Origin of the sequence: Acetobacter senegalensis, assembly GCF_001580995.1 — a bacterium.
Taxonomy (GTDB): Bacteria; Pseudomonadota; Alphaproteobacteria; order Acetobacterales; family Acetobacteraceae; genus Acetobacter; species Acetobacter senegalensis.
The window spans coordinates 1-14,267 of sequence record NZ_LHZU01000138.1 but is presented as its reverse complement, the minus strand read 5'-3'; the positions used below and the strand labels follow the sequence as shown (position 1 = coordinate 14,267).

At 54.7% G+C, this 14,267-nt stretch carries 11 protein-coding genes and 2 pseudogenes; 6 read left to right on the top strand and 7 right to left on the bottom strand.

The genetic code is table 11. The annotated features are described in order from the left end of the window. Positions 1 to 55: 55 nt before the first annotated feature. The 7 genes from AD948_RS11675 to AD948_RS11645 all read right to left on the bottom strand — a co-directional run bounded on the left by AD948_RS11675 (position 56) and on the right by AD948_RS11645 (position 8,541). A complete protein-coding gene (locus AD948_RS11675; protein ID WP_061472116.1) occupies positions 56 to 2,491 on the bottom strand; it encodes a TonB-dependent receptor in 2,436 nt (811 codons plus the stop codon). 278 nt (positions 2,492 to 2,769) lie between these two features. After that, positions 2,770 to 3,903: a M20 family metallopeptidase gene (locus AD948_RS11670; RefSeq protein WP_061472115.1), complete on the bottom strand. Its 1,134-nt coding sequence runs from the start codon at positions 3,901 to 3,903 to the stop codon at positions 2,770 to 2,772. 5 nt (positions 3,904 to 3,908) lie between these two features. Beyond that, positions 3,909 to 4,673, bottom strand: a complete 765-nt coding sequence (locus tag AD948_RS11665; protein WP_061472114.1) for a glutamine amidotransferase — start codon at positions 4,671 to 4,673, stop codon at positions 3,909 to 3,911. A gap of 21 nt (positions 4,674 to 4,694) precedes the next feature. After that, the gene (locus AD948_RS11660) at positions 4,695 to 5,804 is read right to left on the bottom strand and encodes a phosphotriesterase family protein (RefSeq protein WP_061472113.1); all 1,110 of its coding nucleotides are present in this window, start codon (positions 5,802 to 5,804) and stop codon (positions 4,695 to 4,697) included. Further along, positions 5,794 to 6,852: an ABC transporter permease gene (locus AD948_RS11655; RefSeq protein WP_061472112.1), complete on the bottom strand. Its 1,059-nt coding sequence runs from the start codon at positions 6,850 to 6,852 to the stop codon at positions 5,794 to 5,796. The genes AD948_RS11660 and AD948_RS11655 overlap by 11 nt, the downstream gene beginning before the upstream one ends. Further along, entirely contained in the window at positions 6,833 to 7,600 is a 768-nt protein-coding gene (locus AD948_RS11650; protein ID WP_061472111.1) for an ATP-binding cassette domain-containing protein, read from the bottom strand. The genes AD948_RS11655 and AD948_RS11650 overlap by 20 nt, the downstream gene beginning before the upstream one ends. Next, entirely contained in the window at positions 7,597 to 8,541 is a 945-nt protein-coding gene (locus AD948_RS11645) for a substrate-binding domain-containing protein (protein ID WP_061472110.1), read from the bottom strand. Before AD948_RS11645 ends, AD948_RS11650 begins: the two co-directional genes overlap by 4 nt. 208 nt (positions 8,542 to 8,749) lie before the next feature. On the opposite strand from AD948_RS11645, the gene AD948_RS11640 reads away from it, so the two are divergent. The 6 genes and pseudogenes from AD948_RS11640 to AD948_RS11605 form a co-directional block, all read left to right on the top strand. Then, positions 8,750 to 9,835, top strand: a complete 1,086-nt coding sequence (locus AD948_RS11640) for a LacI family DNA-binding transcriptional regulator (protein ID WP_082782421.1) — start codon at positions 8,750 to 8,752, stop codon at positions 9,833 to 9,835. 270 nt (positions 9,836 to 10,105) lie between these two features. Next, positions 10,106 to 11,148: pseudogene (locus AD948_RS17820) on the top strand (IS5 family transposase); the annotation flags it as partial. A 546-nt stretch (positions 11,149 to 11,694) separates the two neighbouring features. Then, positions 11,695 to 11,886, top strand: a complete 192-nt coding sequence (locus AD948_RS11620; protein ID WP_061472107.1) for a hypothetical protein — start codon at positions 11,695 to 11,697, stop codon at positions 11,884 to 11,886. Between the two features lie 225 nt (positions 11,887 to 12,111). Beyond that, complete coding sequence (locus AD948_RS11615; protein ID WP_061472106.1) at positions 12,112 to 12,642, top strand: hypothetical protein; 531 nt, start codon at positions 12,112 to 12,114, stop codon at positions 12,640 to 12,642. After that, on the top strand, positions 12,632 to 13,510 hold the full coding sequence (locus tag AD948_RS11610; RefSeq protein WP_248846006.1) for a Kiwa anti-phage protein KwaB-like domain-containing protein: 879 nt from the start codon (positions 12,632 to 12,634) through the stop codon (positions 13,508 to 13,510). The genes AD948_RS11615 and AD948_RS11610 overlap by 11 nt, the downstream gene beginning before the upstream one ends. A gap of 297 nt (positions 13,511 to 13,807) precedes the next feature. After that, positions 13,808 to 14,267, top strand: a pseudogene (locus AD948_RS11605) (IS3 family transposase); the annotation flags it as partial.

The following is a 14,267-nucleotide window of genomic DNA, read 5'->3' as shown; positions in this document are numbered from 1 at the left end:
CGGGGCAAATCCTACTCCGCCTCTGTAAAGCACATAACATTTCGAGGACAAGACCTCATTCAATCGGCACGCGCACAGTCATAAGAGCGGAAAAACCCGGCTCGACATAATAGGTCGGAGAACTGCCGCCGATACTGCCCCCGAAAACACCCTTCGTCGTTCTGGCATTGTCACTGTAGCTGTAAACACCCGTTCTCTGAGTGGAGTTGCTGATGTTGTTCAGGTTCACCTGAATGGAAGGACGGTTGAATACTACAAACTTCGGCAGCCTGTATCCCAGAATCACACTGTTGGTGACATAACCGGGCATTTTTTCGTCATTCATCAGAGTCGAATACTGAGAACTGATATATTTGACATTCACGCTGCCGAAAAAGGTGCCGTCATCGTAGGACAACCCCAGCCCTGCCTGATAATGCGGACTGGCAATCTGCGTCTTGCCGGCGGTACGAAGATAATCTGTCTGTCCGGCGCTATTGACGGTTTGTAGATTATTGTCCTGCCGCGCATCGAGATAGGCAAAAGTCACATAGGGTGTAAAGCGTTTCCAGAGCGGCGTCGTTCCAACCTGGATATCAACACCCCGGCTGGTCTGGCCGCCGGCATTGAACTCACGCTGAACCTGAACGCCTTCCTGATAGGTGTTGAGCGTCAATAGACGGTTCGTCATGTTCATGTTAAAGAAAGAAATCGACGCAACGATTTTCTCTCCATTATAGCGATAACCGATTTCTTCCTTGATAGCATATTGAGATTTCGGAGAATTAGCCCCGGTCGTCATGGCCCCGGTCGTGACGCTGTACTGCTGCGCCGTCGATCCCATGAAGGGCTGACGGTAATCACCCTCGGCGTTGATATAGATCTGATTGGTACGGTCGAAATTATAGCGCGCACCAAGAGAGGGTAAAGGGATGTTTTCACTAATGCCCATATGCGGTGTTGAGCCAGGAATATAGTTATCGACACCACGCGTCACCATGACATCCTTAAAACCCGCATTGATCACAAGCCTGTCTTTCAGCAGGCGTAACGTATCCATCACAAAAGGCGCATTAATCTGATAGTGCAGAAAGTAATTATCATAATAATAAGGATTCCCATTCGCCAGACGATAGTAGTTGTAAGAATGGCTGAGGTCGGCGGGATCACCTGTCTCCTGATTAACAAAGCCTACCGGATCTTTCTCGCGCAGATTATAGTTTTCATACCAGTAGCCGACCGTCAGAGTGTTATGCCCTTGCGTCCAGGCAAGCTTTGAGGTGATGCCACCAATATAGGTCGGGCCGCCAAATCCGGTCGAGGCAAGATATTGCTGACCGTTCTGGGCCGTCCCGCCCGTACCCTGGGCAAGGTTGACGTCAACACGCTGGTTGCCCAAGTAGGTCTGCCCCTGCGTCATGGTGGTGCCGCCAGGTCCCCAGCCGAAACCATACCAGAAATACGGCGTCGTATCCCATGTCAGATGCGGCGTGATTACCACATGCGCAGGGGCCAGAACCGTCCCGCTGTAGAAAAGAGAAGTCTGATTCAGCTTATAATACGATCCGTCATGAATGCCTCCATAAGTCGCACTCGGGTTGACCCAGCGATACTGCCGCCACTCTTCCTGGGTTGGATAGTAATAATAACCATTTTTATTATTATTGAAAACCGATTCAAGCGCAATCGTGCTGCCGTTATTGAATGATTTAAGCAGCTTAAAATCAACATGCTGCTTCTTCGCGATCCCGGGACCACGCCAGAAATCAGTTGATGCGTTCGAGTAGGAAACAAATGCCTTCACACCCGAATGACCGATCTCACCACTATCCAGTCTGACAAAGCCACGATAGGTGTTGAAAGTACCATAGGTGAAATCAACCTGAGCACGAGCCTTACTCGTCGGATCTTTCATCTTCGTGTAGATCACGCCACCCGTGGCGGAGGTGACCGGATCATCAGTTGAGCTGGAGCCTGGTGTAATCGAAACGCGATCCATATTTTCACTGTCAAGCATTTCCGCCTGAAACTTGCCTGCGCCAGGGGAAAGTGTCGGCGCGCCGTCCAGCACCCAGCCTATATCATCAACCGTCAGCCCCCGGACCATGATCCCATTACTCAAAATTCCCGTAGGATCCTGAGACATCGAGTTTACACTTGGCATCATCGCCAAAAGGCCAACAACGTTCGATGTCGGATTCTGTTTGGCAATATAGTCCGCACTCACGGACTGAACCGAGCGCGTGTCATCCCGTCGCTGAAGCATGCCTCCGCCGGATGAAATACGCAGATGCGCCGCGGTAACCCGGATCTCTTCGGCATTCGCACTCTGAACTGATTTAACAGCAGTTTTCCGGGCAGGGGCTTTCTGCGCCGCGGAACCGGAAGAAGTGGCAGCCTTCACCGTTGTCGCATGGCGGGGGTGTGCCGCTTCCGCCTTTCCGAGAGCCAGCAGGCTGAAGAGGGGAATAACGAATGCTGAACTCGCGAATAGAGCGCTTTTTAGACCCATGTTTTCCTCCGCATAACGTGCGCATCGTTAAAAGGACATCGTTTTTCGAAATATTCCGGATCAGGCTGACGAATCGGGTAGGCCTTGCGATCAGGAGCAATAAACCGGTTTATCTAGTGAAACGGGAAAATAGATATGTCAATATGTTTCGATATCGTATTAAAATGTTTTCCGCTTGGAACGGGGTCAGAAATACGAAAACAGCATCTCAAAAGAACGGATAAAGATGAAGCGATCACATATCCGCACGATTATAAAAAACCCAGATATCCCATTCGTCAGCTCCGGGAGAAAAAATCGATACAGTCACTATAGAGATTGGCTGCTGTCATGAGCGAATCCACCGGACAGTATTCGTCTGTCTTATGCGCCACATCAGGCTCTCCCGGCCCGATGATCACGGACGGAGAGTTTTTGAAAGCCGGAGAAAAAATGGCCGCATCTGTAAAATACGGAACAGTGACGATCCCCCGATCGACAACACCGTGCCGGATGGCAAGCGTATGCACGGCCTGCACGAACGGATGATCGGAAGCCGTGATGACAGGGGGAATATCAAGAAGTGTCTGCAGGGACATCGCGGAACAGAGACAGCCTCTTATCGTTCCGCTGATGCCGCTATGCGCCTCCGCACTGCTGGTCCGCGCGTCGACACTGAAACGGGCCCGGTCGGGCACCGAGTTGATGTTCATCCCGCCACGGAACGTGCCTACCGTGACAGTATTTTTTCCAAGAATAGGATCGTCTTTCCCCGGATCGGCCGACCGTATCCGCATGATGGCATCCGTCGCCCGATAAATTGCATTTACCCCAAGATCAGGCATCGCGGCATGAGCCGTGCGCCCCTCCGCCGTGCATTCAAACCAGAGAACGCCTTTATGGCCAATAACAGGATAATTGCGGGTGGATTCGCCGATCAGAAGACCGGTAAAGTAACAGTCTGCAAACAGAGGATCAGACACCAGGGCGGTCGCGCCCTCACACCCAGTCTCCTCTCCGCCGGTCAGGATCACCGTCACGTCCGGACAGTGTCCTGTGCGGGCATAATGTCGCCCGCAGGCAGCGATGAACGCAGCAATCCCCCCCTTCATGTCCGAACTGCCGCGGCCGTAGACACGGCCATCGGCAATCTCGCCGGAGAAAGGAGGATATGCCCAAGTGCTGCCCCCAAGCGGAACCGTATCAAGATGACCGGAAAATCCGAGATTGTCGCCCGGCCGCTTTCCCGGTGGCCTGGCAACAAGATTCACCCGTCGCTCCCCGAAGTCATGCAACGTGACTTCAAACCCGATATCCGTGAGAATGTCAGCGCACAATGCGGCGCAGGCCGCCTCGTCACCCGGCGGATTGACGCTGGGTATCCGGATCAGATCCTGAAGAAGAACCACGGGGTCGGTATGTTTTTCGGTCAAAAGATTCAGGCCCGTGCCGTCAGCCAGTCAAGACAGTTGACCCAGAGCGCCTTGTAGCCGGGCCAGGCAAGATAATCATCAGGCATCCAGTGTGCGGACATGTCGCTGGTCCAGACGAGCGACCGGCTGTTGCCCATATCACGCGCGGCAATCAGCGGGTGCTCATCTTCCCCGACAGTCGCGACAAGTGTCGCTTCCGGATGAAGAATGACCTCATTATAACCAAGCAGAACCGGCCACGTAGCAGGCAGCCCGGCGACAACCGGATGCGCGGAGTTAACCACTTTCACCTCACTGCCTTCAGGCGTTTCCTGGCGGTCGTCATAAGGCAGACACGTGACCGGCAGCAGCTTTTCAATCGGCGTATTCCGGTAACGGGCTTGACCGTTCACGCCCTGAAAACTCAGATATCCTCCAACCATCATGATGGAACCACCATTTTTCACATATTCGGCGATAACCTTCAGGCGATTGGGAAAGGTCTTGCTGTGCAGCCATGTGTCCGGATGAATCAGGATCGTGTTCGCCCCCACATCGGAAAGGATAATGGCATCATATTGCGCGAGGTCCTCCGCTTTCGCCGGAAACTGGCTCTGCGCCACTTCCGAAGGCATATGGGTGACATCATAATCCGTGTCACTCATGACCTTAAGAAAATTGACCGCGCCATTATGAGCCGTGGTGGTAAAGAACTGATCAAACCCCTTGGCGTGACTGGCGGAGCTGATCCAGGATTCGCCGACGAGGAGGATTTTCTTTCTGGACGACATAGTTTCTCTCTGTTTCAGGGTTTATCTGCCACCACACATGACACGCCGGGGATTACTGACGAGCAGCTGTTCGATGTCGCGTTCCTGCAGGCCGCACCGCTTCAGGCGGGGCACGAAATGCCGGAGAATATATCCGTATCCGTGCCCCCCGTAGCGCGTCAGCATGCTTTTTAGAAACACATCGTGGGAGATAAGGAGTTTCTTTCCATATCCCCGCTCGAACAGACGTGTGATGGCCTTGGCGTTTTCATCATCGGAAGGGCACTGGGCACCCTCTTCGGGGTAGTAATACGACATGGAAATCATGTCGTATTCGAGAAAGGCACCCCGATCAGCGAGGCTGTGCTGATAATCCGGGTCTGAAAAACTGGGGTTCATGTGACACAGAATCACATGATCGAGGTCCGCTCCCTCTTCCTCCGCAATGTCGAGCACCGTGTGCGCGACGCGCATCCATGCGGGCAGATGAACGGAAAGCGGAACACTGGTCTCCGCCGACGCAATCGCGGCGGCGCGCAGGACTTTCTCCTCGTCTTTCGTCATGACGGAGGAAATACCGATTTCACCGATCACACCAGCCAGAACAGACGGATTTCCATTATCATCGGTCCGTTCCGCGCCACCGACATCTTGGATGATGCGCCGGGCAAGCTGATCGGTGCTCTCTGGATGTACGTAATCGGGATGCGAAGGCTGAAGATAATAACCCGCGCCCATGACAATGTTCAGACCGGTCTGCTGCGAGATCTTCTGCAACGTCGCAGGATCCCGTCCAATGCCAACATTGGTGGGATCAATCACCGTACGGCCGCCCAGATCATGAAACATCTTCAGTTCTTCAACCGCGAGTTCAGCATTGTCGAGCATGCAGTTGTCGCGGTTGCCCAGCGGATTCATCACGATCTCGCCAAGCATGTCCATGCTCAGGGGACGCATGCTCCATGAACTGTGGCAGGCGCAGGAAGCGGATGTTAAGGACGTGCTCCACTTTTTCGAAGCATCGAGCAGAATATGCTCATGCACCAGGGTAACGCCCATCTCCCCTGCATTCACCGGGCCGTTGACAGTCATGATACGCCCGCTGCGCACGCCGACAGACATAGGTTCCATTGCGGAAGACTTATCTGTCATCGCGGTTTTTCCTGATACCAAAGAGATCCCGGCCCTTGAGGCTCATATTGATCCATATGGCGCCAAGCGTGATCAGACCGGTGAATATCTGTGTAAGGAATGGAGAAATATGCGCCAGGATCAGGCCATTTTTCAGACAAGCCAGAGTAAGAATGCCAAGAGCGGACCCGATGACGGAGCCATACCCGCCCGTCAGGCTCGTGCCCCCCAGAACCACGGCGGCAATGACATCAAGTTCGAAACCCACACCGATATTTGAGGATGCGCTGCCGAGGCGCCCGGCCATAATGACACCCGAAAGAGCCGCGGCCAGACCGCTGAAAACATAAACGATCAGCGAAACCCGACGCACATTGACCCCGGTACGCCGCACGCCCTCCTGGTTCGAGCCGATCCCCGTCACATAGCGCCCGAAACGGGTGCGGTGAAGCGTAATGCTGGCGGCCGCGACACAGAAAAGCATGATCAGCGCGGGAACCGGCACAGGCCCGATCCAGCCGCGTCCAGCCCACTCCAGCAACGCAGAGTCCTCCGGCAGCGGCAGAGAATAGCCCTGAGCGGTGACCAGAGAGAGCCCCCGGAAGACCGACATGGTAGCAAGGGTCACGATAAAAGGCGCCATACCAACGCGGGTAATGAGAAGACCATTCACAGCCCCCGCCACAGCACCAGCACACAGTGCTCCCGCAACCGCCAGCAGTGGCGGCATATGCCAGAAGGTGGCCAGAACCGCCATGGCGATGCCGCTGAACGCAGCAACTGCCCCGATCGAAAGATCGATGCCGCCCGTGGTGATGACAAAGGTCATAGCGGCGGCAGAGATGAAGGCCGCCGCGTTCTGCCGAAGAATGGTCAGAAAATTGCTGACGGAGAGAAAGGATGGTGCGAACACGGAGAAAGTCGTAACGCAGATGAACAGCAGGCAGCAGACGCTGGCGAGCCCGGGCTGCCTCTCAAACCCGAGCGCAATCCCGTGCAGCAGACGGCCCGGCGCGCGCCCGACGCCGTTCTTTGAAACAGTCACGGTTTTAGTGTGCTGAGCGGGCATGAAAACGCTCTCCCACGATGAGATCGACAAGCTCGCCAATGCTGGTTTCATCAATCTGGCGCTCCGCAGCCACAACACCATTGCGGATAACGGCGACGCGGTCGCAGACGTGAAAGAGATCCTGCAGCCGGTGGGTGATAAGAATGATCGTCACCCCCTGATCACGCAGCCTGGTAATCAGGCTGAGCACAGCCTCAACTTCCATGACGGCCAGCGCAGCAGTCGGCTCATCCAGAATCAGAACCCCCGGATTGAAGGCCGCCGCGCGCGCGATGGCAATGGCCTGGCGCTGACCACCCGACAGCCCCTCAACCCGCGCATGCGTGTCGCGGATCACAACACCCAGCCCCTGAAGCATCTCGGCAGCCCGGCTGTGCATCGTCGCTGTGTCCAGAAAGGGAAGTCCGAGAACACGGCGAACCGGCTCACGGCCCATGAACAGATTGCCCGCAACATCCACAGAGCCACACAGAGACAGATCCTGATAAACCATGTGCACGCCCGCGTCCTGAGCATCACGCGGAGACGCGAAGCGACAAAGCTGTCCGTCGATCAGAATCTCCCCGTCCGTCGGCGCCAGAGCGCCCGACAGGATCTTGGTGAGCGTGGATTTGCCGGCGCCGTTGTCGCCCAGCAGGCCAAGAACTTCACCACGCCCAAGCGCCAGATTGACACCCCGAAGAGGCTGAATCGCCCCGAACCGACGGGTAATGCCGCGCATTTCAACGGCAGGAGGCAGACCGGTCATGACTGGCAGGACCCGCATGCGGCCAGGGTGGCCGGTGTGACGATGGCAGCCGGCACGGCGATATCATGCGGCGCAGGACGATGCCCCAACCAGTCGGAAACAGCAGTCACAGCCGCTTCGCCCATGCGGATAGTATCCTGCACTGCCGTGGCCAGAACCGTCCCGTTCCGAAGCCCCCGCGCGATTTCGGGAGACATGTCCCACCCGGCCACATGAACGCGCTTTCGCGGCGGACTGGTCTCCAGCGCGGACAGCGCGCCGATCATCGCCGGCTCTCCGGTCGCGTAGATAAGATCAAGCTGCGGCGCCGCGGCGAGCAGATCCTCCGCCGCAGTCTGCGCTGAATCAAGGATGTTCTGACCATCGACAAATCCGGCAATATGCATGAACGGAGCCTGTTTTTTTATGGCATCGAGAAAGCCGCTATAGCGGAGAGTCTGGATATAGGAGCTGGTAGCGCCAACAATGCCGACACTCACTGGCGAGATCGGACCAGACTGCAAAAGAGCCTCAAGCAGACGCGCCGAGGTGCTGATGTTATCCACGCCGATCTGCGCAATCGTTTTCCCGGAAACGATCGCATCAATAGCAACCACGGGAATACCGTAACTGGCCGCAGTGCTGATGGCATCGCGCACGCCATACACATCGATGGCGCACAGAAGAATGGCGCTTACATGCTGCCCGGCATAATTTTCAATGGCGTCCGATTGAGCAACCGGGCTGTTATCGGCATCGAACACCGAAAGACCGTAGCCGGAGCGTTCACACTCATTCCGGACTCCCCGCGTGATTTCATTGAAATATTGCGAAGACTCCGTGGTCTGAACCAGCGCGACATGAACAGCGTCAGCCCGACCGGATGCCGCCCCGGCTCGCCTATTCGGCAGGCACAGGGTCAGCACCCCACAGATCAGTTTTCTTCGATGCACTGTCAGCATGATAAACGGGCCAGAGGTCCTGAGTGGTCAGCAGGTCCGGTCTCCCTGCCTTAACTTGTAAACCGGTTTAACGAATAAAATCCGATGTCAGTTATGTTGTCAAGCCGGAATGAGAAAACCCGACATTGTGTGAGGACGGATTGCTCATTACAACAAAGATCAGAGTGGACTTCCCCCACTCCGGACCCGAAGGTGGCTGACGCCGTTGATGAAAAAAAAGAGCCCGACCATTCAGGATGTCGCGGACAGAGCAGGTCTCTCAAAGGCCGCCGTCTCACGCTACCTGAACAAGTCGATCAGACTCCCGGAAGAAACAGGGCAGAAAATCGATGACGCCGTGCGCGCCCTGGGCTACAGGCGAAATTCGATCGCCCGGCGCCTGAGCAAGGGCGGAAGTGAAACCATCGGCCTCGTGGTGCCCGAAATCTCCAACACCTTCTTCTCGGAAATGGCCGAGGCCGTCGAACAGACAGTCTCGGAGCGAGGATATAATCTCATCCTCGGCATCAGCCGGAATCATCCCGATAAGGAACTCGGCTTTCTCCGCTGGATCGATGATTCCATCGTCGACGGCCTCCTGTTCGTGACAAACCGGCCCGATAACCGCCGCCTGCAACTCGACATCCGACGTTACCGCGCCGTCGTCTTGCTGGACGAGGACATCCCCGGCACAACGCAGGATAAAGTCTTCTGCCACAATATCGAAGGCGCCCGCGACGCCACACGCTACCTCATCCGCACCGGACACCGCCGGATCTTCCACGTCACCGGCCCGTCCTCCCTAATGAGCGTCAAAGAGCGCCTGGAAGGCTTCCGCCTTGCACACCAGGAAGCTGCACTACCCTGCCCCGACACACACATCTTTCATCACGACTACACCCAGCAGTTCGGCCGGGAGGTGGCGCGCAAAATCCTTTCATCTCCCATTCTGCCTGACGCAATCTTCGCCGCCAGCGACTACATCGCCATCGGCATGCTTGAGGAGCTCAGGCGCAACGGCGTGCGCGTGCCCGAAGACATGTCCGTTATCGGATTTGACGACACCAGCCTCGCGGAATTGGTCACTCCCAAACTGACAACCGTGCGGCAGGACGCCGCGGAACTCGGCCGCATCGGCGCGGACAGACTGCTCGACGCCATCGCGCACCCGGAGGTCCGTCACGGTGTAACCCGCATCGCAGCCTCCCTCGTCGTGCGGGATTCCGTCCGGGACCGGCGCCTGTCAACACGCGACATCCGTCCCCCGACCGCGCTCAGTCCCTCACCGGAACCGCCACCTAAAAACCAGTCATAAAAATCCCCTTGCCCTTGCCCCATCCACCGCCCGAGGGCACCCTGCGCCCTCAATCTCGGCTGACCTACTGCAAGCATCGACACACGTGTCCGAAACCTCGGAATCCCGCATCTCCCTCCTCGGGATCACCCTCCCAACTCCGGCAGCCAACCGCCTCCCCCAGACCCGCTCCGTCTCGCTCATCGTCATCTGGAAGGTTCTAAAAACCTCTTGGGTTTAAGGTTCTCTCTGTGATTCCATTTCTTCGGTTTTTATTGAAGGAATGGCGATATAAAACAGTCCGGTTTCTTTGATGTTGAAGAGCGGCTTGCGCGATTGAGCGGGCTTGGTGACCAACTCGAAGCGTTTTCCCGGACTGTGAATTTTAAGATATTTCATCCTGATCTGGAGAAAGCTCCGGCCTCTTCAGACGGGCGCAAAGGCGGCCGTCCTCCCTATGATCCGGTACTGATGTTCAAAACTCTGGTGATCCAGCAGCTGAACAATTTGCCTGATGAACTAACAGAATACCTGATAAACGACCATCTCTCTTTTATGCGTTTTCTTGGTCTGGGGCTGTCAGACCACGTGCCTGATACCAAAACAGTCTGACTGTTTCGCAAACACCTGACACAGGCTGGTGCTATTGAAAGACTGTTTGACCGGTTCGACGCGACCCTGCGGAACGCCGGTTATCTACCGATGTCAGGCCAGATTCTGGACGCAACGCTGGTGGCAGCTCCAAAGCAGCGCAACACCAATGAGGAGGAGGCGGATCTTCAGGAAGGACGGATCCCCAAAGGCTGGCAGGACAAACCGGCGAAGCTGTCGTACAAGGACAGGCAGGCTCGATGGACACTGAAGTTCACCAAAGCGAAGCGGCAGGATGATGGAACGATCCCGTCAACGGATCTCGCTATCCCGTTTTTTTGGCTACAAACCCCATATTTCCATTGATCGGAAGTTCCGGTTGATCCGGAAGAAGGAAGCGACAGATGCCGTGGCCAGCGATGGTGCGCGATTGAGAGAAGGTCTGCTTGACCGCAGCAATACAGCATCCGATGTCTGGGCGGACACGGCATATGGCTCAAAAGCCAATGAAGCCTTCATGGAAAAGCAGGGCTTTGTCTCAAAGGTTCATAAGAAAAAGCCGCATCTCAAATCCATGCCGCGGCACATCCAGAGATCCAATACCGGAAAATCCGTCATACGCTGCCGTGTTGAGCATGTCTTCCCCGATCAGAGCCGATCAGAAATCACAGACGGGACTGTTCATCCGGGCAATGGGCATCACCCGTGCCACCATGAGGATCGGGCTCGCCACTATCATCTATAAATATGCGCCGCTTCCTCTTACTCGAGAAAATCAGTTCCGCCGTATAGTAAGGCAGAGTGCAAAATCCCCGCAGCTCAAAACGCAGCGCGAAAATCAGACCCAAGAACCGTCAATCAGCACGCCAGAAATCTGAAATCAGGAGCCTAGAGAAACAAACAATGGTTCTTCGATCCCTCCAAATGATACCCCCATATCTACCCCCAATGCTTGAGCTTGAAGGAACATCACAGAGCGTCATAAAGCGCATAACAGCAGAAATCCGCCGCTGTTTATGGGAAATGAGCGCTAAGAACCGTCATGGGATATATCAAATGGCGGAGAGGGAGTCCTCCATGAATAGCATATAACATATTGATAATAATTGGTTTTATATAATTTGTAATTTTTTATACCACATAAAATACCTACCAAGGGATTCTGAAGGGGCGCTATAGGAAAAGCCTGTTAACGCCCTCAAATCAGACATCCAAGCAATTGTGCAGGTTGCCCGAAAGCCGACATTATTAGGTGGGCTGCGGTAGAACGAGTTTAGGGTACGCCCGACGTGATCGGCGCGCTGAAAGCGCGCGCGCAGGACATTTTCAAATTCGGGCCGCAAATCTTCACCGTCGAGATCAAGGTCGGCCTGTGCCAGTCCGTCGTCGCCTTCGGTCGCGCGGTCGCCCATCGCCTGTTCAGCTACAAAAGCTACATCGTCGTGCCTCACACCACGACGTGCGACGACATAACGGACTAACCTGACTATGTAGCATTTGGGGCGTCGGCCTCGTAGTTTTTAACGCTCGACCGTGAGCTGCCAGATCACGCGGTTGCGGCCTTCCCTGGCATTTTTTACGTCAACACGATACTCAATCGCCTGAAGGCAAGCAGATCAAGGTTGCTGAACCGGCTCTTCATGATCTGAACGAAGTATTAAACCGATAACCTCGACTCTCCCGGAAAAATATGGAACAAATAGAGAATGCTTGGAAGGCTCGCCAAATTTCTGCTGATTGCCTCGGCCTTAGCGCCCGTAGGGCTCGTTTACGCGTGGCTCGCCTGGTGCAACAAGCAACACAGCATTGCGATGGGCATTGTTGCCGCATGCGCGATGCTGGTATTGATCTGCGTGTACCTGCTTCGGCAGGCCCGTACCTCTTTGGAACGTTTTCCGCTCAATATTACCAGTGTTGAGCCAGCCGATCGCGAGAATATCGCGTTCATGCTTCTCTACCTCTCTCCGCTATTTACTTCCGAACTTGGACAGATCAACATCAATCTGCTCATACCAACACTGTTCATATTCACACTCTTGACGGCAACAGGATATAACTATCATTTCAATCCATTGCTCGGCCTAGTTGGCTGGCATTTTTATAAAGTCGAGTCTACAGAAGGCGTGACCTACGTTCTCATCACACGCAAGCAGCTCAGGAATACGAGCACAATAAATCACGTCGGCCAGTTAACCGAATACATTTTGATCGATCTAGAGGATGCGAATGCCTGTTAATCTGTTGGCTATTTGTCGCTCGGCGACCGGCTTGATTGTGAAGCGGATCAAAGTAAAGGCTACGGTTCAGAATCAGCTGGAGGGAATTTTCATCCAGCAGGAGCAGATGTTTGTTGATGGCGTAACCGAGGAGGTACCGTTCGATGGAGGATGGAGTCCCGACCCGCACGAGCATCTTGTGGCCCAAGTGACGGACGAAGCAGCCGCCATTTTTGCAGCCGCTCAAGGTAACATCGTAGCAATGCCGGAAGTCGATCCAGCGAACTTCGAAAATGAGAACATCAGAGCACTGGGTGTCCTAGTGCAACACTCAACTGGACCACGCCTGCTGCTACAAGAGTTTTCTGCCCGCCAGATGCTTGAGCGCCGATTTAGTCTAATACTTGATGGCAACACCTTCAATAGACTGACTCAGCCCGCATTTGCGATTGGGGCCTCTCTAGCAGGCTTCGTAGAAGGCGACAAAATCAAGTTCCAGAAATTCAGCCGTATCAAGCTGATTTTCAACCTAACTAGCCTTTATCAGGAAGCAACTGATACTGAGGTTGAAGGCTTCTGTGAGCTTGAATGCATCGATGTCGGTGACATCGGCAAATTCAAAAATCTCGCTGATCAAAAAATGCGAAAGCTGATCAATGCGATCACTAAGCGAGGAACGCTAAATGATTTTACACCTGCACAGATTCAGGTCGCTGCAGCCGGTGAGAACTTTCAAATTGCGGTAGCAGACGGGAAGATCATCATTCCGTCAGTGAAAGCAGAAGCAAAAGCGCTCCTTCATTTCCTTGACAATGGCTTATATCGTGGCCCGCTTGGCGGAGAAATCTTTATTACCAATTCAAAGCGAGCGCTCACCCCCACGCCCTAGCAAGCTGAGAAACAATATACACATTGTTCCGTGTGGCCCACCAGCAATGGTGCATCTTCAATAGAGCGACCCCACACGTCAGTGTCGTGCTCAAGCGCGAGAAATTGCATGAGCAGACATCTGCTGTTGGGAAAACTCAAGCGGAGCGCAGATGTCTACGATTGCTCGATTGCAACTTGGCTGCTTCCGCCTCTATGCGGACGCCGGAGCGCAACTCCACCCTTCCGGATAGCGGACGTGTGGCCCAGAGCGTACGGAGAAGACTGTCCGTTAAGCCTGGTGCGGTTCAATCGGAAATATCCATATCTGCTACGGGATCTGGTCATCGATCGGCCTGACCAGGTGTGGTGTTCCGATATCACATATATTCCCATGAAACGGGGATTTCTCTATCTCGTGGCGATCATGGACTGATTCACGCGCAAGGTCCTGTCCTGGCGTCTGTCGAACACGATGGACGTGGAGTTCTGTATCGAGGCGCTACAGGATGCCCTCATGCGCTATGGCACCCCGGACATTTTCAATACTGACCAAGGGTCGCAATTTACGACACCCCGTTTCACCGGGATACTGGAAGATCGTCAGATCCGCATCAGTATGGACGGGCGTGGGCGATGGCTGGATAACGTATTCATCGAGCGTCTGTGGCGGTCGCTGAAATATGAATGCGTCTACCTGCACGCGTTCGAGACCGGATCAGAGCTGAGGGCCGGGCTTGGCAGATGGATCGCCCATTATAACGAAAGGCGTCCGCATA